This window comes from Plantactinospora sp. BC1 (genome assembly GCF_003030345.1).
Lineage (GTDB): Bacteria > Actinomycetota > Actinomycetes > Mycobacteriales > Micromonosporaceae > Plantactinospora.
Genome location: NZ_CP028158.1, coordinates 2415601 through 2434150 on the forward strand (window position 1 = coordinate 2415601; position 18550 = coordinate 2434150).

At 73.8% G+C, this 18550-nt stretch carries 20 protein-coding genes; 15 read left to right on the forward strand and 5 right to left on the reverse strand.

Features of this window, described 5'->3' with window-relative positions:
- Positions 1-7: 7 nt before the first annotated feature.
- Positions 8-370 (reverse strand): hypothetical protein, encoded by a 363-nt coding sequence (locus C6361_RS10165; RefSeq protein WP_107257385.1) that lies wholly within the window; start codon positions 368-370, stop codon positions 8-10.
- Between the two features lie 15 nt (positions 371-385).
- The gene (locus C6361_RS10170; protein WP_107257386.1) at positions 386-697 is read right to left on the reverse strand and encodes a hypothetical protein; all 312 of its coding nucleotides are present in this window, start codon (positions 695-697) and stop codon (positions 386-388) included.
- A 463-nt stretch (positions 698-1160) separates the two neighbouring features.
- On the opposite strand from C6361_RS10170, the gene folP reads away from it, so the two are divergent.
- The 7 genes from folP to C6361_RS10205 all read left to right on the forward strand — a co-directional run bounded on the left by folP (position 1161) and on the right by C6361_RS10205 (position 6141).
- A complete protein-coding gene (gene folP, locus C6361_RS10175; RefSeq protein WP_369931417.1) occupies positions 1161-2009 on the forward strand; it encodes a dihydropteroate synthase in 849 nt (282 codons plus the stop codon).
- The gene (folB, locus tag C6361_RS10180; RefSeq protein WP_107257388.1) at positions 2006-2428 is read left to right on the forward strand and encodes a dihydroneopterin aldolase; all 423 of its coding nucleotides are present in this window, start codon (positions 2006-2008) and stop codon (positions 2426-2428) included. The genes folP and folB overlap by 4 nt, the downstream gene beginning before the upstream one ends.
- 1 nt (position 2429) lies before the next feature.
- Positions 2430-2954, forward strand: a complete 525-nt coding sequence (folK, locus tag C6361_RS10185; RefSeq protein ID WP_107267578.1) for a 2-amino-4-hydroxy-6-hydroxymethyldihydropteridine diphosphokinase — start codon at positions 2430-2432, stop codon at positions 2952-2954.
- Positions 2955-3100: 146 nt separating this feature from the next.
- Entirely contained in the window at positions 3101-3580 is a 480-nt protein-coding gene (locus C6361_RS10190; RefSeq protein WP_107267579.1) for a DUF3180 domain-containing protein, read from the forward strand.
- A gap of 183 nt (positions 3581-3763) precedes the next feature.
- Positions 3764-5101 (forward strand): ABC transporter permease, encoded by a 1338-nt coding sequence (locus tag C6361_RS10195; RefSeq protein WP_107267580.1) that lies wholly within the window; start codon positions 3764-3766, stop codon positions 5099-5101.
- A gap of 88 nt (positions 5102-5189) precedes the next feature.
- Positions 5190-5498: a hypothetical protein gene (locus C6361_RS10200; protein ID WP_107257392.1), complete on the forward strand. Its 309-nt coding sequence runs from the start codon at positions 5190-5192 to the stop codon at positions 5496-5498.
- Between the two features lie 151 nt (positions 5499-5649).
- A complete protein-coding gene (locus C6361_RS10205; protein WP_107267581.1) occupies positions 5650-6141 on the forward strand; it encodes a hypothetical protein in 492 nt (163 codons plus the stop codon).
- A 210-nt stretch (positions 6142-6351) separates the two neighbouring features.
- Here the strand turns inward: C6361_RS10205 and C6361_RS10210 are convergent, their stop codons facing one another.
- A complete protein-coding gene (locus C6361_RS10210; protein WP_107257394.1) occupies positions 6352-7383 on the reverse strand; it encodes an ABC transporter ATP-binding protein in 1032 nt (343 codons plus the stop codon).
- Between the two features lie 2 nt (positions 7384-7385).
- Between C6361_RS10210 and C6361_RS10215 the strand changes: the two genes are divergently transcribed.
- From C6361_RS10215 to C6361_RS36945, 4 genes are all read left to right on the forward strand, one after another.
- Complete coding sequence (locus C6361_RS10215) at positions 7386-8078, forward strand: ABC transporter permease (RefSeq protein ID WP_107267582.1); 693 nt, start codon at positions 7386-7388, stop codon at positions 8076-8078.
- 19 nt (positions 8079-8097) lie between these two features.
- On the forward strand, positions 8098-8832 hold the full coding sequence (locus C6361_RS10220) for an ABC transporter permease (protein ID WP_107257396.1): 735 nt from the start codon (positions 8098-8100) through the stop codon (positions 8830-8832).
- Between the two features lie 295 nt (positions 8833-9127).
- On the forward strand, positions 9128-10141 hold the full coding sequence (locus tag C6361_RS10225) for a glycine betaine ABC transporter substrate-binding protein (protein WP_107257397.1): 1014 nt from the start codon (positions 9128-9130) through the stop codon (positions 10139-10141).
- A 146-nt stretch (positions 10142-10287) separates the two neighbouring features.
- On the forward strand, positions 10288-12537 hold the full coding sequence (locus C6361_RS36945) for a hypothetical protein (protein ID WP_159079272.1): 2250 nt from the start codon (positions 10288-10290) through the stop codon (positions 12535-12537).
- Positions 12538-12595: 58 nt separating this feature from the next.
- On the opposite strand, the gene C6361_RS10235 is transcribed toward C6361_RS36945, so the two are convergent.
- Both C6361_RS10235 and C6361_RS10240 read right to left on the reverse strand, forming a co-directional pair.
- A complete protein-coding gene (locus tag C6361_RS10235; RefSeq protein WP_107267584.1) occupies positions 12596-13759 on the reverse strand; it encodes an NADH-quinone oxidoreductase subunit D in 1164 nt (387 codons plus the stop codon).
- The gene (locus C6361_RS10240) at positions 13756-14853 is read right to left on the reverse strand and encodes an SAM-dependent methyltransferase (protein WP_304598531.1); all 1098 of its coding nucleotides are present in this window, start codon (positions 14851-14853) and stop codon (positions 13756-13758) included. Before C6361_RS10240 ends, C6361_RS10235 begins: the two co-directional genes overlap by 4 nt.
- Before the next feature lie 263 nt (positions 14854-15116).
- Here C6361_RS10240 and C6361_RS10245 point away from each other — a divergent pair, with 263 nt between their 5' ends.
- The 4 genes from C6361_RS10245 (at position 15117) to C6361_RS10260 (ending at position 18452) form a co-directional block, all read left to right on the forward strand.
- On the forward strand, positions 15117-16013 hold the full coding sequence (locus C6361_RS10245; protein ID WP_107263738.1) for a Rossmann-like and DUF2520 domain-containing protein: 897 nt from the start codon (positions 15117-15119) through the stop codon (positions 16011-16013).
- 52 nt (positions 16014-16065) lie between these two features.
- On the forward strand, positions 16066-16926 hold the full coding sequence (gene panC, locus C6361_RS10250; RefSeq protein WP_107270867.1) for a pantoate--beta-alanine ligase: 861 nt from the start codon (positions 16066-16068) through the stop codon (positions 16924-16926).
- A 56-nt stretch (positions 16927-16982) separates the two neighbouring features.
- Entirely contained in the window at positions 16983-17408 is a 426-nt protein-coding gene (panD, locus tag C6361_RS10255; protein WP_107257402.1) for an aspartate 1-decarboxylase, read from the forward strand.
- Between the two features lie 138 nt (positions 17409-17546).
- Positions 17547-18452 (forward strand): septum formation family protein, encoded by a 906-nt coding sequence (locus C6361_RS10260; RefSeq protein ID WP_107257403.1) that lies wholly within the window; start codon positions 17547-17549, stop codon positions 18450-18452.
- The last annotated feature ends 98 nt before the right edge of the window (positions 18453-18550 follow it).

Here is an 18550-nt window from a genome sequence, read left to right on the forward strand (position 1 = left end):
CGGTCGGTCATGTCAACTGCTCCCGGATCCGGATACGGGTCGCGACCAGGCGGGGGTCGCGCTGCTCTGTCGCCGGTTCGCGGGTGCGCCGCCAGTCGGTCAGTGCCGTCCGGATGACCATCCGGGCGGGCCGGTCGGGGTCGACGTACCGGAATACGAACGAGGTGGTGACGATCGCGAGCGCGATCTCCCAGGCGGGGATCAGCTCGACCTTGAGCGTGAAGAGGTAATGAATGAACATGAAGAGCGGCACCAGCAACATGAACAGCCCGTACTGCGTGTAAGGCAGGTGGACGGGCAGTGTGTAGCCGGGCGGCCCCAGGTAGACCAGGCGGGCCCGATAGATGTCGTCGTCGGTGCGCAGCCGCATCTCGTGCTCCGCGGTCTATTCGAAGATCAGGTTGATCAGGTTCTCGCCGACGAAGAACAGCGTCGCCGCCCCGGCGATGAAGGCCAGGCCGAGCAGTGCGATCGCCGAGCTGGTCAGCACCTTGGAGACCTCGCCCTTGCTGGCCCGACCGATGAAGATCACGCCGAGTACGGCGAGCAGGATGGGCGCGATGTTGGTGGCGAAGAAGCCGACGATCCCGTCGGTGTCGATATTGCCCTCGGGCTCGGCCGCCGTCACGAACGCGAGGGTGTGGAGCGCGTGCGTGGCAGCCGGCCATGCCGTCTCCACCAGCTCCATGGCGAACATCGGAATCCTCCCCGGTGCGGTGACGCCCCGCCTCCGCACTGCTGTCAAGCCCGGTCAACCGGGTCGGTCGTGGGGTGTTGATCGACCCTGCGTCTCGCAATCACCGCAAAGGGTGATGGTTTGTGGGCATCTTTGTCCTGATTCGGCCCATCTCTTAAGTTCTGGCATCTGGCTGATGCGAGCGTACGGCGCGTGCCTGTTTGGAACAAGCGGCCCGGAGTGCCACCGATCGCTCCTCCCCGGCCGGTTTTCACGCGCCTCGCCGACGCCGGGCCCGCCACCGGTACCGCACCGATCCCGGGGCGGGGCGGGCCGCGCCCGGCCGGCAGGACCACCGGCGGGACCACCGGCGGGACCCGGGGGCGACCGGGCCCGGAGTCGGGCAGGTGGGTAGCGTCGAGTCGTGACCGAGTCAGTCCAGGGAGCCGCCGCGACCGACGGTGGGTGGCGGGCCGGCGCGGACCTGCTCCGCTCGCCCCGGCCGGTGGTGATCGGCGTCCTCAACGTCACGCCCGACTCCTTCTCCGACGGCGGGCGGTACGCCGACCTCGACGCCGCCGTACGGCACGGGGTCGAGATGCACTCCGACGGCGCCCACCTGGTCGACGTCGGCGGCGAGTCCACCCGGCCCGGCGCCGACCGGGTCGACGCCGAGACCGAGGCCGCCCGGGTGCTGCCGGTCATCCGGGAACTCGCCGCCCGCGGCGTGCCGATGAGCGTCGACACCTACCGGGCCGGTGTCGCCGCCGCCGCGCTGGCCGCCGGGGCGACAGTGGTCAACGACGTCTCCGGCGGACTCGCCGACCCGGACATGGCCAAGGTGGTCGCCGAGGCGGGCTGCCCGTGGATCCTGATGCACTGGCGGGCGCACGCCAAGCGGATGCAGGAACTCGCGCGCTACACCGACGTGGTCACCGACGTACGCACCGAGCTGGCCCAGCGGGTCTCCGACGCCCTCGCCGCCGGGGTCGCCGCCGACCGCATCGTGCTCGACCCCGGCCTCGGCTTCGCCAAGCGACCCGCCGACAACTGGCAGCTCACCGCCCGGCTGCCGGAGCTGCTGGCGCTCGGCTACCCGCTGCTCTTCGGGGCCAGCCGCAAGTCGTACCTCGGTGCGCTGCTGGCCGGCCCGGACGGTACGCCACGGCCGACCGACGGGCGTACCGCCGCCACGATCGCCACCAGCGTGCTCGCGGTCGCGGCCGGCGCCTGGGGGGTACGGGTGCACGACGTACGGGAGACCGTGGACGCGCTCGCGGTGTGGACCGCCAGCGGACGTCCCCGGCTGACCACCGGGGAGGTGGCCGGATGACCGGGCCGGCGGGCGACCGGGGTCGACCGGGGGACGGGTCCACCGGGCTTCCCGGGCCGGGCACCGACCGGATCGTGCTGACCGGGTTGCGGGCGCGCGGGCGGCACGGCGTCTACGACTTCGAGCGGGCCCAGGGGCAGGACTTCGTCGTCGACGTCGTGCTGGAACTCGACCTGACGATGGCGGGCCGCTCCGACGACGTGGCCGACACCGTGCACTACGGCGAACTCGCCGGCCGGCTGGTCGCGATCGTGACCGGCGAGCCGGTCAACCTGATCGAGACGCTCGCCGAGCGGCTCGCCGCCGCCTGTCTCGCCGATCCACGGGTACTGGTCACCTCGGTCACCGTGCACAAGCCGCAGGCGCCGATCCCGCACGACTTCGCCGACGTGGCGGTCACCGTGACCCGGCGGAGGTGAGATGACCCGGGCCGTGCTCTCGCTCGGCAGCAACCTCGGTGACCGGCTCGGACACCTGCGCACGGCGGTCGACGAGCTGCGGGACGTACTCCTGGTGGCCTCCGGGGTCTACGAGACGCCGCCGTGGGGGGATCCGGACCAGCCGGCGTACCTGAACGCCGTCCTGCTGGTCGCGGACGACGCGGCCGGGCCGGGCGACTGGCTCGACCGGGCCCGGGCCGCCGAGGCGGCGGCCGGCCGGGTCCGCGACCCGCGGCGCCGCTTCGGCCCGCGCACCCTCGACGTGGACGTGGTCGCGGTCTGGTCGGCCGACGGCGAGCCGGTGCGCAGCGCCGACCCCGAGCTGACCCTGCCGCACCCCCGGGCCCACCTGCGGGCGTTCGTGCTCCGGCCGTGGATCGACATCGACCCGTACGGGCGGCTGCCCGGCCACGGCTGGCTGACCGACCTGATGTCGACCGAGCCGGTCGCCACCGACGTGCTGGACGTGCGCCCCCGTCCAGATCTGCGGATAGAGTCGGATTGACGGCGACCGCGGCGCGGACCGGACGAGCCAGCAGCACGACCCGGTTCCGGGCGGTCCGTGGGAAGCGGTGCCGACGAGCGGAGTGAGGAAGAGTTGTGACCGAGCGCAGACCCCCGACGCGCGGCCCGGCCCCCGAGCGCGGGCGGATGGGTCCGACCAGACCCGCCTCCCTGGTGGTGGCCGGACTCGCCTCGGCGGCCCTGGCCTGGTTGCTGGTCAGCAGCTTCTACAGCCACATCCCGCCGCTGCCCTGGCTGCCCATCGTCACCCTGCTCGGGCTGGCCGCCCTGGAGGGGTACGCGGCGGCGAACACCCGGGCCCGGATCGAGCGCAGGCCCGGACGGGATCCGGTCGACCCGCTGGCGGTGGCCCGCTTCGTCGTACTGGCCAAGGCGTCCGCGCTGGCCGGGGCGATCTTCGCGGGTTTCTACGCCGGGCTGGACGTCTGGCTGCTCATCGAGCGGACCCGGGCGGCCGCGAACGACGTACCGGCGGCTAGTGCGGGACTCGGCGCGTCGCTCGCCCTGGTGGGTGCGGCGCTCTGGTTGGAACGCGCCTGTCGGGTGCCCGATCGTGATGATCGTAATTCGGAGAGTGACGATCTGGATCGGCGCGACGAGCGCTGAACAGGCCGCGCGGCGAATCGACGCGCACCGGGGGTGACGGCCGGGCGTGCGCGCGGGTACGGTGCCTCCGACCGGGCCGGATCCGCCCGCTTCGCTGGATCTTGCCCACGTCCGACCGCTCCGCCCCCGGATGGCGCCCCGGGTCGGGGCCTGTTCGGCGGGACGAAACAGGAGGCGCGCGCGATGGCGTACGACGATTCCATCTATCGGCGACGGGACCCCGGAGCGGATCCGGTGGGCACCGGTGCCCGGGAGGATCCCCGGTACGGCGCGGACCCCGGTTACGACGCCGACCCCCGTACGTCGTCCAGCCACGTCACCGGCCGGTTCATGGGTGGCGAACCCGCCGTGGCGACCGACCCCGACCCGGCCGAGCCGACCCGGCGGCGGAACGTCCCGCCGGCCGCGCTGGAGAACGTCTTCGACGATCCCGCACACGGCGAGCCCGGGCGGGACCGGATCGGCGTGCACCTGCTCTGGGAGCTGGTCCTGCTGGTCGTGGTGGCGGTGCTGCTCTTCCTCTGCAACCGGGACTATCCCGACCTGCTCCGTGGCGAGCAGCGGGAGAGCCTGCTGGTCTTCGGCACCGCGCTCGGGCTGCTCACCCTCGGCGCCGGGCTGACCCTGCGCACCGCCGCGCCGAACCTCGCGCTGGGTCCGGTCGCCGTCGCCGCCGCGCTGCACTTCGCGGAGAACTCCGACCGGGGCGTCGTCTCGGCGATGCTGCCGGCGGTGGTCGCCGGGGTCGCCGTCGGCCTGGTGATCGCCGTACTGGTGGTGGGCTTCCACGTGCCGGGCTGGGCGGCCAGCCTCGCCGCCGGACTCGCGGTGGTGGTCTTCGTCGAGCAGCGCACCGCCCCGGTCGACGTGCAGGGCGAGTACGACCCGAACCAGCACGCGCTCTACCTCTTCGCCGGCTTCGCCGCCGTCGCCGTGCTGGCCGGCCTCTTCGGCACCGTCAAGACGGTACGCCGAGCGGTCGGCCGGTTCCGGCCGGTGGGCGACCCGGCGCTGCGCCGGGGCGGTGCCGCGGCCGTCATCGTCACGCTCGGCCTGGTGCTGTCGACGGTCTTCGCGGTCGCCGCCGGGATGCTGCTCGCGGCCGGTGCCACCGGGCCGGTGGCGCCGACCACCGGGATCGAGTGGACGGGTCTGGCCTTCGGCGCCGCGCTGCTCGGCGGCGCCAGCGCGTTCGGCCGACGGGGCGGGGTCGCCGGAGGGCTGCTCGCGACCGTCGCGCTCGCCCTGTTCATCCGGTACGCCGACGAGCGCAACCTGGACATCGCGCCGACCGCCCTCGCCGCCGTACTGCTGGCCGTCGGCCTGCTGGTGACCCGGCTGGTCGAGGCGAACGGCCGCCCCCGGTCGTACGCCGAGCGGGACTGGGTGGAGGAGCCGGCGACCCCGGCGAGCTGGGACAGCGCCCAGACGGCCCAGCCACCGGAGCCGTGGAACTCCTCGCTGCCCGGCCAGCCGACCGACCGCTGGGGCGGCGACCGCTGGGACGGCCCGGACCGTTGACCCGGGCCGGGCGGGGCAGGACGGGCCGGCCGGGCGGGCGGGACGGTCGGTGCGGCTTGCGGCGGTTCGGGCCGATAGGCTCGGCGTCATGACGGAATCCGGTCCCGAGTCCCGTACCACGCCGACCTTCGCCGAGCTGGACGCGCTGTCCACCGAGGAGTTGCGCGAGCGGGCCTTCGCGCTGGCCCGGGAACGGCGGGACATCGGCTTCTTCTGGTCGGTGATCCGGCACCTGCCGAACGCGGACGAGGCGGCGGCGCTGGACGGCTCGCCGAACGCGGCCGGTCCGACCGTGGACGAGGCGGTCGCGCTCTGGCGGGAGTTCACCGGCCACGGCTACGAGGAGACCGCGCCGCTGCTCCGGGCCGCGTTCATCGACTATCTACAGAAGCACTGACCGGCTGCCGAAGCACTGACCGGCTGCCGAAGCACCGGCCGGTCGAATCCCCTCATCGGCCCGTCAATGGCGCGGATCGGTTGAAGCCAAGCACATTCCGGGAATCCGGCACCGGGTTTCGCGATCAGATTCCGCTGGGAATTAGCTGTGCATGGCTCTCACCAACAGATACAAGACGGCCACGGGTGCGGGCACGCTCGCCGCACTCGTACTGGTCCTGGTCTTCGGCAGCCCCTGGTATGCCGACTGGGCCGGGGACGAAACCGACGAGAACACGGCGGGTGGCTGGTTCCTCCGGCTGCTCGCCTGGCCGGCGTGGCGGTTCGACTCGGACGACACGATCCAGAACGTCATCGCCGCCGACCTCAAGGCGATCCTGGTGGTGGTGCTCACCTGGGTCTTCCTCTACATGCTGCCCGGCTCGCAACTGGCCCGGGCCCGGGGCACCCTCAGCCAGTTCCTCGCCGGCTGGTCGGCGTACGTCTTCGCCGGTGCCTTCGCCGCGCTCTTCGCCACGCTGATCGGCAGCAACCCGTCGCTGCTCGGCGCATTCCAGGCCGCCGGCAGGGGTGCCGCGTACGGCTTCTTCGTCGGCTGGATCATCGGCCTGGCCACCCTGGGCGGCTGGCGGGGCCGACGCTGAGCCGCACCGGCCGCGCTGGTCCAGCAGGTCGTCGACCTCGACCCGCGGGCGTACCGCCCGCTCGACGGCGCCCGGAGTGCCCGATCGCTTCCCTCCCGCGACCGGCACTCCGGGCGCCGTGCCGTCCGGGGCCAATCGCGAGCCCGTGCACCGGGCCGGGACTGGCGGAGGGCCTTCCACGAGCGGGCGGGGAGAGGTGCCGCGGCGGCGTCAACCGCCGACCGGGTCGGCCGGATAGTCGATGCTGAGGATCTGGTGCCGGCTCACCGTCCCGACCAGCTCGCCACCCTCGTCGGTCACCCGGGCGTCGTCCGAGTTCGTCCGCAGCAGCACCGCCAGCGCGTCGTAGAGCGACGAGCCGAGCGGCACGGTCGGCAGCCCGGCGGTGGTGGCGGCGTCCGGCGGGATCGGACGCAGCAGCTCCCGGGTGACCGGGGTGACCGCCAGCCGCCGGATCGCCCGGTCGGTCCCGACGAACTCCCGGACGAAGGCCGAGGCCGGCTCGCCGAGCAGGGTCGCCGGGCCGGCGTACTGCTCCAGCCTGCCGCCCTGGGAGAGCACCACGATCCGGTCACCCAGCCGGACCGCCTCGTCCAGATCGTGGGTGACCAGCACGATCGTCTTGCGTACCTCCGCCTGGAGCCGCAGGAACTCCTCCTGGAGCCGGGCCCGCGCGATCGGGTCGACGGCCGAGAACGGCTCGTCCATCAGCAGCACCACCGGATCGGCGGCCAGCGCCCGGGCCACCCCGACCCGCTGCCGCTGGCCGCCGGAGAGTTCGTGCGGATAGCGCGGCCCGAAGGTGGTCGGGTCGAGCCCGACCAGGTCCAGCAGTTCTGCCGTACGGGCCGCGATCCGGGCCCGGGACCAGCCCGACAGCCGGGGTACGGTGCCGACGTTCGTGGCGATGGTCTGGTGCGGGAAGAGCCCGACGTTCTGGATCACGTAGCCGATCCGCCGCCGGAGCTGGACCGGGTCGGCCCGGGTGACGTCCTCGTCGCCGAGCAGGATGCGCCCGGAGGTCGGCTCGATCAGCCGATTGATCATGCGGAGCACGGTGGACTTGCCGCAGCCGGACGGCCCGATCAGCACCACCAGTTCGCCGGCCTTGACCTCCAGGCTCAGCTCGCCGACCGCCACCGTGCCGTCGGGATACTGTTTGCGTACCTGGTCGAGGGTTATCGCGGCGGCACCCGTGGTGCCGGCGGGCCCGGCGGAACCGGCCTCCGGGGTAACGTCCACGTATGTCCTTCCGGGTGATCGACCGGGCGCACCCGGGTAATCCGTGGTTCTCCTGGGACTATGTGCAGGGCAATTCGGAGACCATTCTCGCCGCCCTGCGGGAGCATGCCGCCCTCACCGCCCAGGCGGTGTTGATCGCGGCCCTGGTCGCGATCCCGCTCGCCGTGCTGGCGTACTGGTTCCGGCCGCTCACCGGGCCGATTCTCGCACTCTCCGGCGTGCTGTACACGATCCCCTCGCTGGCGCTCTTCGCCTTCGTCGCACCGTACCTCGGCACCGGGACCACCACGGTGCTGCTCGGACTGGTCCTCTACGCCCTGCTGCTGATCGTCCGGAACGCGCTGGCCGGGCTCAACCAGGTGCCGGAGGAGGTCCGGGACGCGGCCCAGGGGATGGGGTACGGCCGGTTCGCCCGGCTGCTCCGGATCGACCTGCCGCTGGCGTTGCCGGGCATCTTCACCGGGCTGCGCCTGGCGACCGTCTCCACGGTGGCCCTGGTCACCGTCGGGGTACTGGTCGGGCACGGCGGCCTCGGGCAGCTCATCCTCGGCGGATTCCGGAACAACTTCTTCAAAGCCGAGATCATGACCGGGACGCTGCTCTGCGTACTCCTGGCCCTGGTCCTGGACCTGGTCCTCGCCGGCCTCGGTCGGCTGCTCACGCCGTGGGCCCGCCGTCGCGGAGCCGCAGGATGAGCGCGAGAGGTGAGTACGAATGAACCCGATCGAGCAGGCCGTGGTCTGGCTCAACGACCCGCTGAACTGGACCAATCCCGGCGGGGTCCTCGACCGGCTGGTCGAGCACCTCGGCATCTCCGCCGCCGCCGTGGCACTCGGTTGCCTGGTCGCCTGGCCGCTCGGGCTCTGGCTCGGGCACACCGGCCGGGGCGGCGGCGCCGTGGTGCTGGTCTCCAACGTCACGCTGGCGATCCCGACCATCGCGCTGCTCACCATCCTTCCGCTGACCGCGCTCGGCTTCGGCAAGCCGCCGGTGATCATCGCGTTGGCGGTCTTCGCGGTGCCGCCGCTGCTGGCGAACGCCTACACCGGGATCCGGCAGGTCGATCCGGAGGTGCGGGACGCGGCGCGCGGGATGGGGCTCTCCGGCGGGCAGTTGCTGCGCCGGGTGGAGTTGCCGCTCGCGGTGCCCTACCTCGCGGCCGGGTTCCGTACCGCCGCCGTGCAGGTGGTGGCGACCGCCGCGCTCGCCTCGTTCGTCAACGGCGGCGGGCTGGGGCAGATCATCAGCGCCGGGTTCGGGCTCGGCATAGCGGTCGGCGGCGGTCAGATCCTGGCCGGCGGGCTCCTCGTCGCCCTGCTCGCACTGCTGGTCGAACTGGTCTTCGCGCTGGTGGAACGGCTGGTCACCCCGAGGCCGCTGCGCCGGAACCGGCGCCGGACCATCCGGCGGGCCGACCAGCGGGCGGCGGCGGCGATCACCGGCTCCTGACCCGCCGGCAGCCGACCGGCCGGTCGGCCCGTCGGTGTGGGTCTGATCACGTTCGGCGACCCTCGGCGCACCCGACGGGGCCACCCGGCACGCGTGATTATCGCGAAGAGTAGTCGCCTCTGCGCGCCTCGTGTCCGTTTGCGTGACGATCCGATGACGAAGCCGGCATCGGATTGTCGTACCAGACGGGAGGATGTTTCGTGAGTACTCGCGGGCGGCCGTCCTGTCCTGTCGCCCGTCGGACACGCGGCCGGCCCACCCGGGCCGCGCCGGGACACAGGAGGCGGGCGTTTTCATGCGTACACGTACACGTCTGGCAGTCGGCGCCGCCGGTGCCGTCGTCGCGGCCGGTTTTCTCGCCGGCTGCGGTGGAGCCGGCTCGTCCGGCACCCAGGCCCCGGCAACCGGGGCGCAGGGCGCCGGTTGCGCACCGGTGGCCGGATCCAGCCTGGTCGTGCTCGACGACGACAAGAAGCTCCAGAACACCGACAACATCATCCCGGCCATCAACAGCAAGGTGGCCCAGCCGCAGTTGGTCGCGGCCCTGGACAAGGTCTCGGACAGCCTCGACACCAGCAAGCTGATCGGGCTGAACAAGGCGGTCGACGTCGACCGCAAGACCCCGAAGGTGGCCGCCGAGGAGTTCGCCTCGGCCAACAACCTCACCGCCGGCATCCCGACCGGTGGCACCGGCTCGATCACCGTCGGCGCGGCCAACTTCAGCGAGAACCAGACCCTGGGCGAGCTGTACCGGATCGCCCTCACCGCCGCCGGCTACCAGGTCAAGGTCCAGCAGATCGGCAACCGCGAACTCTACGAGCCGGCGCTGGAGAAGGGCGACATCCAGGTCGTTCCGGAGTACGCGGCGACGATGGCGGACTTCCTGAACAACAAGGTGAACGCGAAGGGCGGGGCCACCCCGCCGCCGATCTCCTCCCCGGATCTCAACCAGACCGTGAGCGGGCTGAAGGCGGCCGGTGAGAAGGTCGGCATCACCTTCGGCAAGCCGTCGGCGGCCCAGGACCAGAACGCGTTCGCGGTCACCAAGGAGTTCGCCGACAAGTACGGCGTCCGCACCCTCAGCGAGCTGGCAGCGAAGTGCTCCGGCTCGGCGACCGTACTGGGCGGCCCGCCGGAGTGCCCGCAGCGGCCGAAGTGCCAGGCCGGGCTGGTCCAGGTCTACAACTTCAACGCCGGCCGGTTCGACTCGCTCGACGCCGGTGGTCCGCAGACCAAGTCGGCGCTGACCAGCGGCACGATCAGCGTCGGGTTGGTCTTCTCCTCCGACGGCGCACTCGCCACGAGCTGACGAGCGATGCCCGGGGGCCGCAGCTTCCGGGTGCGAGCGGTGGAACCGACCGGGGCCGGTCGACGGCAGTGCACGTGCCGTCGACCGGCCCCGTACGCTGGCGCCGCCATTTCCGTCCCCGGCAACTGTGGGTAGGCTCGACTGCCATGTCAGCCCGCGAGGCCTCCGAGGAAACCCGCCGTCGGCCGCTGCTGACCGTACTCTTCTGGGTCGGGGTGGGGTTGGCTCCGCTGGCCGCCCTGTTACTGCTGGTCGGGCAGGGGAACGGGCCGCTGCGGATCGCGGCGGTGCTCGCCGTGTTGGCGGTCGTACTCATCGGACTGTCGATCACGTTGCGTGGCGACTCGGAGGGTGTCCGGCTGGACCTGGAGGAGACCCTCATCGAGGAACTCGACGACCTGCGGGGCGAGCTGCGCAACGACATCGCCACGGCCGCCCGCGCCACGCACAAGGCGTTCGGCGAGAAGCTGGAGGTCGTCCAGGGCAACGTCGAGGCGCTGCGTGGCCAGATCGAGGCCGTCCGGGCTGCCGCCGCCGTACCGGGTGCCTCCGCTCCGGCCGCCGCGACCGGTGCGGCCGCCACGGCGGCGGTGGTCGGTGGCGCGGCCGGTTCCGCCAGCGTGCCCGCCGGGCGGGCGGCGGCCGAGCCGGGCGGGAGCGGCTGGGCCGGCACCGATCCGGGCCGGACCGGTCGGGTGCCGGACGAGCCTGCCTCGGCAGGCTGGGCGCCGGGCGGACCGGGCCGGGAGGGTTCCGGCGCCCGCCCCGACGGGCCACGCCGAGCGGGAAGCGGTCCGGCTCCGTCGCACGCCGCAGGTTCGCCGCACGCCGTGGGTCCGTCGCATGCGGCGGGTCCCTCCCACGCCGCCGGTCCGTCGCATGCTGCGGGTCCGGCGCACTCGGTGGACCAGGGCGACACCGGCGAGTTCCACGGTGGGCCGGGCGGCGGCTACCAGGGTGCTGCCGGCTACCGAGGCGGCAGTTATCCGGGGAGCGGCCGTCCCGACGGTGACCGGACCGGGCCGGGCCGGGGGCGGTACGGCCGGGACGAGGGCGCGGCGGCTGAGCCCGGGCAGTACGGCCACTCGTGGGCGCAGGGCGCCCGGCCGCGCGGCCCGGGCGGGATGGCGGGCAACCCGGGTGGCGTCTCCGGGCCCCCGCTCGGCCGGGGCGTGGTACGGCACACCGAGACCGTGCAGGTGACCACCCGGCAGACCATCGTCGGCGGGCACGAGGACGACGACCATGCCGGCTACGGCGGCGGCACCTACGGTGGCGGTGTCTACGGCGGCGGCGCCCAGCCGGGCGGCTACGGCAACGGCGGCTACGGCGGCGCCGGCCAGCCCGGCGGCTACGACGGTTACGGCAGCCAGGCTGGCTACGACGGCCAGGCTGGCGGCTACGGCGACGGTGGCCAGCGAGGCGGCTACGGCGCCGCCCAGCCCGGTGGCACCTACGGCGGTGGCACCTACGGTGGCGGCACCTACGGCGGTGGCGCCTACGGCGGTGGCGCCTACGGTGGCGGCGAGGAGCCGGCCGGTGGCCCGGGTCGAGGCGGTGACGGGCGTCGGGGTGGTGCCGGCCACGCCGGCGGCAGCGCCTACAACGGCGGCGGCAGCGGCTACGGGGGCGGCCCCGAGCGGGACGGGCGCGACGGGGACCCGGACGACTGGCGGCCGGCGCAGGGGCGGCAGGCCGCCGAGCCCGCCGACGAGGGGCGGGACGGACGCCGGACCGGCGGAGACGGCGGCTGGCGTGGCCGTTCCGCCGACCCGGATCCGGATCCGGGGATCGGCGACCCGGCCGACGACTCGTACTGGGCCGAACTGCGGGCCGGCGACCGCTGGACCTCGGTACGCAGCGACGACCGTGGCCGCGAGGTCCGGATGGGCGAGCGGCGGGCGTCGATGCGCTCCGACGAGTCGGGTACCGAGCTGCGGGTCGAGGACCGCTGGGCGGAGATGCGCCGGGAGGAGCCGGGGCCGGGCGAGGACCGGCGGGCGGGTCGCCAGTGGTCGGAGTCCCGGGACGACGACCGGCGCTCCGAGGGTCAGAGCGGTCAGCGCGGTCAGAGCGGTCGCAGCGGTCAGCGCGGTCAGCGCGGTTCCGGCGGGTGGGCTGCCGACGACGCCGTCCCGCGCGGCGATGCTGGCGACTCCGGCGACGGTCGGGGCTGGGAGCGGTCCGGGGGTGCGCCGGCGCTGCCCGCCGGAGGTGTGGACCCGGCGTCCGTCTGGGGTCCACCGCGACAGGAGCCCGAGCCGGAGCCGGCCCGGCGGGGGCGGCGGCACCGGGACGACGAGGAGTACGGCTACCCGCCGCTGGACGAGGCGCCCCGGGCCGGCGGTACCCGACGGTCGGAGTACGGCTACCCCGCCGAGGGCGACTGGCGCTGACCGGTGCGCCACCGTTCCGGGCCACCGGAGTGTTCCGCCCGGCGGTGCGGCCGGTACGTCACTTGTCGATGTCGCCGACGACGAAGAACATCGAGCCGAGGATCGCGATCAGGTCCGGCACCAGGCAGCCGGGGAGGAGCGTGGCCAGGGCCTGCACGTTGGCGTACGAGGCGGTGCGCAGCTTCATCCGCCACGGCGTCTTGTCGCCCCGGGACACCAGGTAGTAGCCGTTGATCCCGAGCGGGTTCTCGGTCCAGGCGTAGGTGTGCCCCTCCGGCGCCTTCACCACCTTCGGCAGCCGCACGTTCACCGGACCGCTGATCCGGTCGACCTGGTCCAGGCAGCGTTCCGCGAGGTCGAGCGAGACGTACACCTGGTCGAGCAGGACCTCGAACCGGGAGTGGCAGTCACCGGCGCTCCGGGTGACCACCGGCACGTCCAGCGAGCCGTACGCCAGGTAGGGCTCGTCGCGGCGCAGGTCGAGGTCGAGCCCCGAGGCCCGGGCGACCGGGCCGGAGGCGCCGTACGCGGCCGCGTCGGCGGCGGAGAGCACCCCGACCCCGACGGTACGGGCCAGGAAGATGTCGTTGCGCCGGATCAGGTTGTCCAGGTCCGGCAGGCGGCGGCGTACCTCGCCGATCGCCGCCCTGGCCCGCCGGGTCCAGCCGGCCGGCACCTCCTCCTTGAGCCCGCCGACCCGGTTGAACATGTAGTGGATCCGGCCGCCGGAGACCTCCTCCATGACCGCCTGGAGGGTCTCGCGTTCCCGGAAGGCGTAGAACATCGGGGTGATGGCGCCGATCTCCAGCGGGTAGGAGCCGAGGAACATCAGGTGGTTGAGCACCCGGTTCAGCTCGGCGAGCGCGGTACGCAGCCAGACGGCCCGCTCCGGCACCTCGATCCCCATCATCCGCTCGACCGCCAGCACCACGCCCAGCTCGTTGGAGAAGGTCGACAGCCAGTCGTGCCGGTTGGCGAGCACGATGATCTGCCGGTAGTCGCGTACCTCGAAGAGTTTCTCGGCGCCCCGGTGCATGTAGCCGACGATCGGCTCGGAGGAAATCACCCGCTCGCCGTCGAGCACCAGCTTGAGCCGGAGTACGCCGTGGGTCGACGGATGCTGCGGCCCGATGTTCAGCACCATGTCGGCGGTTTCCAGGCCCGCCCCGGTGCCGACGGTCAGTTCCCGCAGCGCCCCGGTGTCGGCAGTCATGCCCGTCATCGTGCCACGATCCGCCCGGCCGCATCGCCGGCCGGCGCGACGTCCGGTCCGGCGCCGAGCCATCCAGCCGTCCCGGCACCGAGCCATCCGTCAGGTCCGGGGTCGACGCCGACCGGTTGCAGCAGCCACCAGTGGCCGCCGAGGCCGGCCGGGTCGGTCAGTTCGGCCGCCGTGGAGGCCCGGGCGAGCGCCCGGACGTAGCCGGCCGGGTCGGTCGAGGCCAGCGTCAGCGCCGGTCGTCGCCCGTCGGCCCCGAGCGCCCGCAGCGCACGGTGCTGTTCGACCAGGGTGTACGGCAGGCCGGCCCGCGCCGTACCGGCCGCCGCCACCGAGTCGACCGCGACGTGCGCGGTCAGGTCGCAGCTTCCGTCCGGTACCGGGTCGACCTGCCGGCCGGCCCGGAACCCGGTCAGCGTGCCGCGCACCGGGCGCGCGTCCCGCAGGTGTCCGTAGTCGACGGCGAGGGCCAGCCCCCGGTGCAGGCTGCCGACCGCCTCGGCCCAGGCGGCGTCCCGGGGCAGTCCGATCTCGACCCGCTCCGGCGGGCGCGGGGCGGACCCGTCCCGGCCCGGGGTCGGCCACCAGCGGGCCAGCCACTGCGTCTCGGCCGGGTCGAGCGGGCCGCCGGGGGACTCGGCACCGGTGGCCGGGTCGACGAGTACCCGCCGCCAGCCGGCCGGGCCGGCCTCCGCCACGTCCAGCGGTACGTTGTCCAGCCACTCGGTGCCGAGCAGCAGCCCGACGATCCGCTCCGGCGGCTCCGGCCGCCAGTCGATCGTCTCCGGCAGCGCATCCGGGCGCGGGGCGAGTTCGACCCCGGTCAGCCGGAGCCGGGCGGCGAGTTCCGGCGGGGCGAGCCGGGCCAGCGTGCCGAGGAGTTCACCCCGGCCGGCACCGACGTCGACCACCTGCAACGGGTCGGGCCGGCCCAGCGCGGCGTCGAGCCGGTCGAGCAACCGCAGCAGGGCAGCGCCGAGCACGGGTACGGCGTGCGCGCTGGTCCGGAAGTGCGCGGCCGGTCCGGCACCTCCGACGAAGAATCCCCGGTCACCGTAGAGCGCGGTGGTCATCGCGGCTCGCCATCCGATCGGCACCGGCCCAGGTTATGCGGCGCCGGTCACCCCGGGCCGCCACCCGCCCCGGACAGCAGGCGACCGGCGGTGAAGGTTTTCACAACCTCTTGGTCCCGAGCTGGCCGGACGGCGCATACTTGCGATCGACCGGTACCACTTATCGAGGACTGGATCACGCTATGAGCGCTTCCGCGCGCCCGCAGGCCGGCACCTCCGGCGGGTCGGCCCGGCCATCGGCCGCCGCCCCGAGCCGTGATCCGGCCGGTCAGGGCCAGTCGCACCCCATGATCCCCCGCCAGCTCACCGTCGGCGTGATCGGCGCCGGCCGGGTCGGAGCGGTGCTCGGCGCCGCGCTGGGCCGGGCCGGACACCGGGTGGTCGCCGCCGCCGGGGTCTCGACCGCCGCCCGGGACCGGATCGCCCGGCTGCTGCCCGGGACCTCGGTACGCCCCGCCGACGAGGTGGCCCGCGCCGCCACCGACCTGCTGCTGCTCGCCGTACCCGACGACTCGCTGGCCCCGGTCGTGGCCGGGCTGGCCGGGACCGGCGCGCTCCGCCCCGGGCAGGTGCTGGCGCACACCTCCGGCGCGCACGGGCTCGACGTGCTCGCCCCGGCCGTGGCGGTCGGGGCGCACCCGCTGGCGCTGCACCCGGCGATGACCTTCACCGGTACCGCCGAGGACCTGCGTCGGCTGCCCGGCATCTCGTACGGGGTGACGGTCCCGGAGCCGCTGCGGCCGTTCGCCGTCCGGCTCGTCGCCGACCTCGGCGGGGTACCCGAGTGGGTCGCCGAACCGGATCGCCCGCTCTACCATGCCGCGCTCGCGCACGGCGCGAACCACCTTGTCACGCTGGTCAACGAGGCGGTGGAGTTGCTCCGCGCCGCCGGGGTGGCCCAGCCGGCGAAGGTGCTCGGGCCGCTGCTGCGGGCCGCCCTGGACAACTCGCTGCGGCTCGGCGACGCGGCGCTGACCGGGCCGGTGTCCCGGGGCGACGCCGGTACGATCGCCCGGCACCTGGACCGGCTGGCCGCCACCGCCCCGGAGTCGGTACCCGGCTACCTGGCGCTGGCCCGCCGTACCGCCGACCGGGCGATCGCCGCCGGCCGGCTCCGCCCGGCCGACGCCGAGGCCCTGCTCGGGGTCTTGGCGGACCGGGACCGGAAGGTCACCGCCGCGTGACGACCGAGCGGCGGGAAGAGCGGCAGGTGACCGGGGAGGAGTGGGGAGCGAGATGACCACGGTGTTGCGCACCCGGGCGGAGTTGGCGGCCACCCTGGCCCCGCTGCCCGGGAGGCTGGCGGTGGTGATGACCATGGGCGCGCTGCACTCCGGGCACGAGGCGCTGCTGCGGGCGGCCCGGGAGCGGGCCGACACCGTACTGGCGACGATCTTCGTGAACCCGCTCCAGTTCGGCCCGAACGAGGACTTCGACCGGTACCCCCGGACCTTCGAGGCCGACCTGGCGGTCTGCCGGGCGGCCGGGGTGCGGTACGTCTTCGCCCCGTCCCGGGAGGAGCTGTATCCGGGCGGCGAGCCGATGGTCCGGGTCGACCCGGGCAGCCTCGGCGAGGAGTTGGAGGGCGCCAGCCGCCCCGGCTTCTTCACCGGGGTGCTGACCGTGGTGGCGAAGCTGCTCAACCTGCTCCGGCCGGACGTCGCGCTCTTCGGCGAGAAGGACTACCAGCAGCTCACCCTGGTCCGCCGGATGGTCCGCGACCTGGAGCTGGACGTCGAGATCGTCGGCGTGCCGACCGTACGCGAGTCGGACGGGCTGGCGCTCTCCAGCCGCAACCGCTACCTGTCGGCCGAGGAACGGGTCTCGGCGCTGCGGCTGTCGGCGGCGCTGCGGGCCGGCAGCGACGCCGCCGGGGCCGGGCGGGGTGCCGACGGTACGCTCGCCGCCGCCTACCGGGCCTTTGGCGAGGGTACGACCGGCGCGAAGCTGGACTACCTGGTGCTGACCGCCCCGGACCTGGGCCCGGCACCGGTCACCGGACCGGCCCGGATGCTGGTGGCCGCCTGGGTCGGCTCCACCCGACTGATCGACAACATGCCGGTCGACCTGGCTCCGGCTCCCGCTCCGGCCGGCTGAGGCCCCGACCGTCCGACGACCGCCAGCGACATCCCTGCACCACGGAGGACGTACCGATGTTCCGCACGATGCTCAAGTCGAAGATCCACCGGGCCACGGTGACCCAGGCGGACCTGCACTACGTCGGTTCGGTGACCATCGACGCCGACCTGCTGGACGCCGCCGACCTGCTCCCCGGCGAGCAGGTCGCGATCGTGGACGTCACGAACGGGGCCCGGCTGGAGACGTACGTGATCCCCGGGGAGCGCGGCAGTGGCGTGATCGGCATCAACGGCGCCGCCGCGCACCTGGTGCACCCGGGTGACCTGGTCATCCTGATCTCGTACGGCCAGATGGACGACGCCGAGGCGCGGACGTACCAGCCCCGGATCGTGCACGTCGACGCGGCGAACCGGATCATCGAACTGGGCGCCGACCCGGCGGATGCCGTACCGGGAATGGTCGGCGACCCGGTCCGGGGCGACCTCGTCGCCACCGCCTGATCCGCCGACCTCTCTTGGAGCGACCCGCCGGGGATCCTGGAGCGACCCGCCGGGGAGATGATCTTCCCTTCCGGGTGACCCCGCCGGTTAACGTAGGGTGCAGCCATCCGGACCGTTGGTCGCCCTGGGGAGGACGCGATGCGCCGTTGGACGAGCGCCCTGGCGCTGGCCGGGGCGGTGCTGCTCGGCGTCGCCGGCTGTGCGCCTCCGGGTGGCACCGACGGCGACCTCACCAACGACTGGGCGCCGGTCGGCGAGCCGGCGGTCTTCACCCCGGCGGCCGAGACCTGCCACTCGGCGGACTTCTCCGAGACGGTCTACCTCTCCTCGTACCTGCCGGTGGAGTGCACCAGCAACCACCGGCTGGAGACCGTGCACGTGGGCACCTTCGCCGGGGCGGCGGGCGAGGCGGAGAAGCCGCCGGCACCGGGCTCGGCCGGCTTCACCACCGCGTACGCCGAGTGCGACAGCCGGGCGCGCGGATTCCTCGGCGCGGACTGGCGTACCGGGCGGCTCTGGCTCGGTGTGGCGGTGCCCTCCCCGAAGGGCTGGTCGGCCGGGGCCCGGTGGTTCCGCTGTGACCTGACCGAACTGTCCAACGTCGAGGAGGACGGCGACGCGGTGAGCCGGACGGCGAGCCTGAAGGGCGCGCTGCGCGAGGCCGGACCGCTCCGGTTGGGCTGCTACGCCACCACCCTGACCCGGACCGAGACGATCGACCGGATGCCCCCGGTGGAGTGCTCGGCCCGGCACAACACCGAGTTCGCCGGGGTGTGGCGGGCACCGGCGACGTTGAAATACCCGACGGCGGAGCGGGACTGGCAGCCCTTCTACGACGGCTGCTACACCATCGCGGCCCGGTTCGTCGGGGTGTCGCAGAGCACGGTCCGGTTCCGTACCGGGGTGGTGACGCTGCCCGGCGGGCGGGACGACTGGACGTCGGGCAACCGTGGGGTCCGGTGCTACCTGTGGGTCTCCGACGGCAAGTTCACCCGCTCGCTGAAGGGTGCCGGCGCGAACGGGCTGCCGATCCGGACCGGTTGATCTCGATCGATCCGGTGCCGGGCGCCTCGTCGTCCGGTCGGCGGAGCGTCTTCGCCAGAGCGTCGTAGGCCACTTCTCCCGCCCCCGGGGCGCCCCGG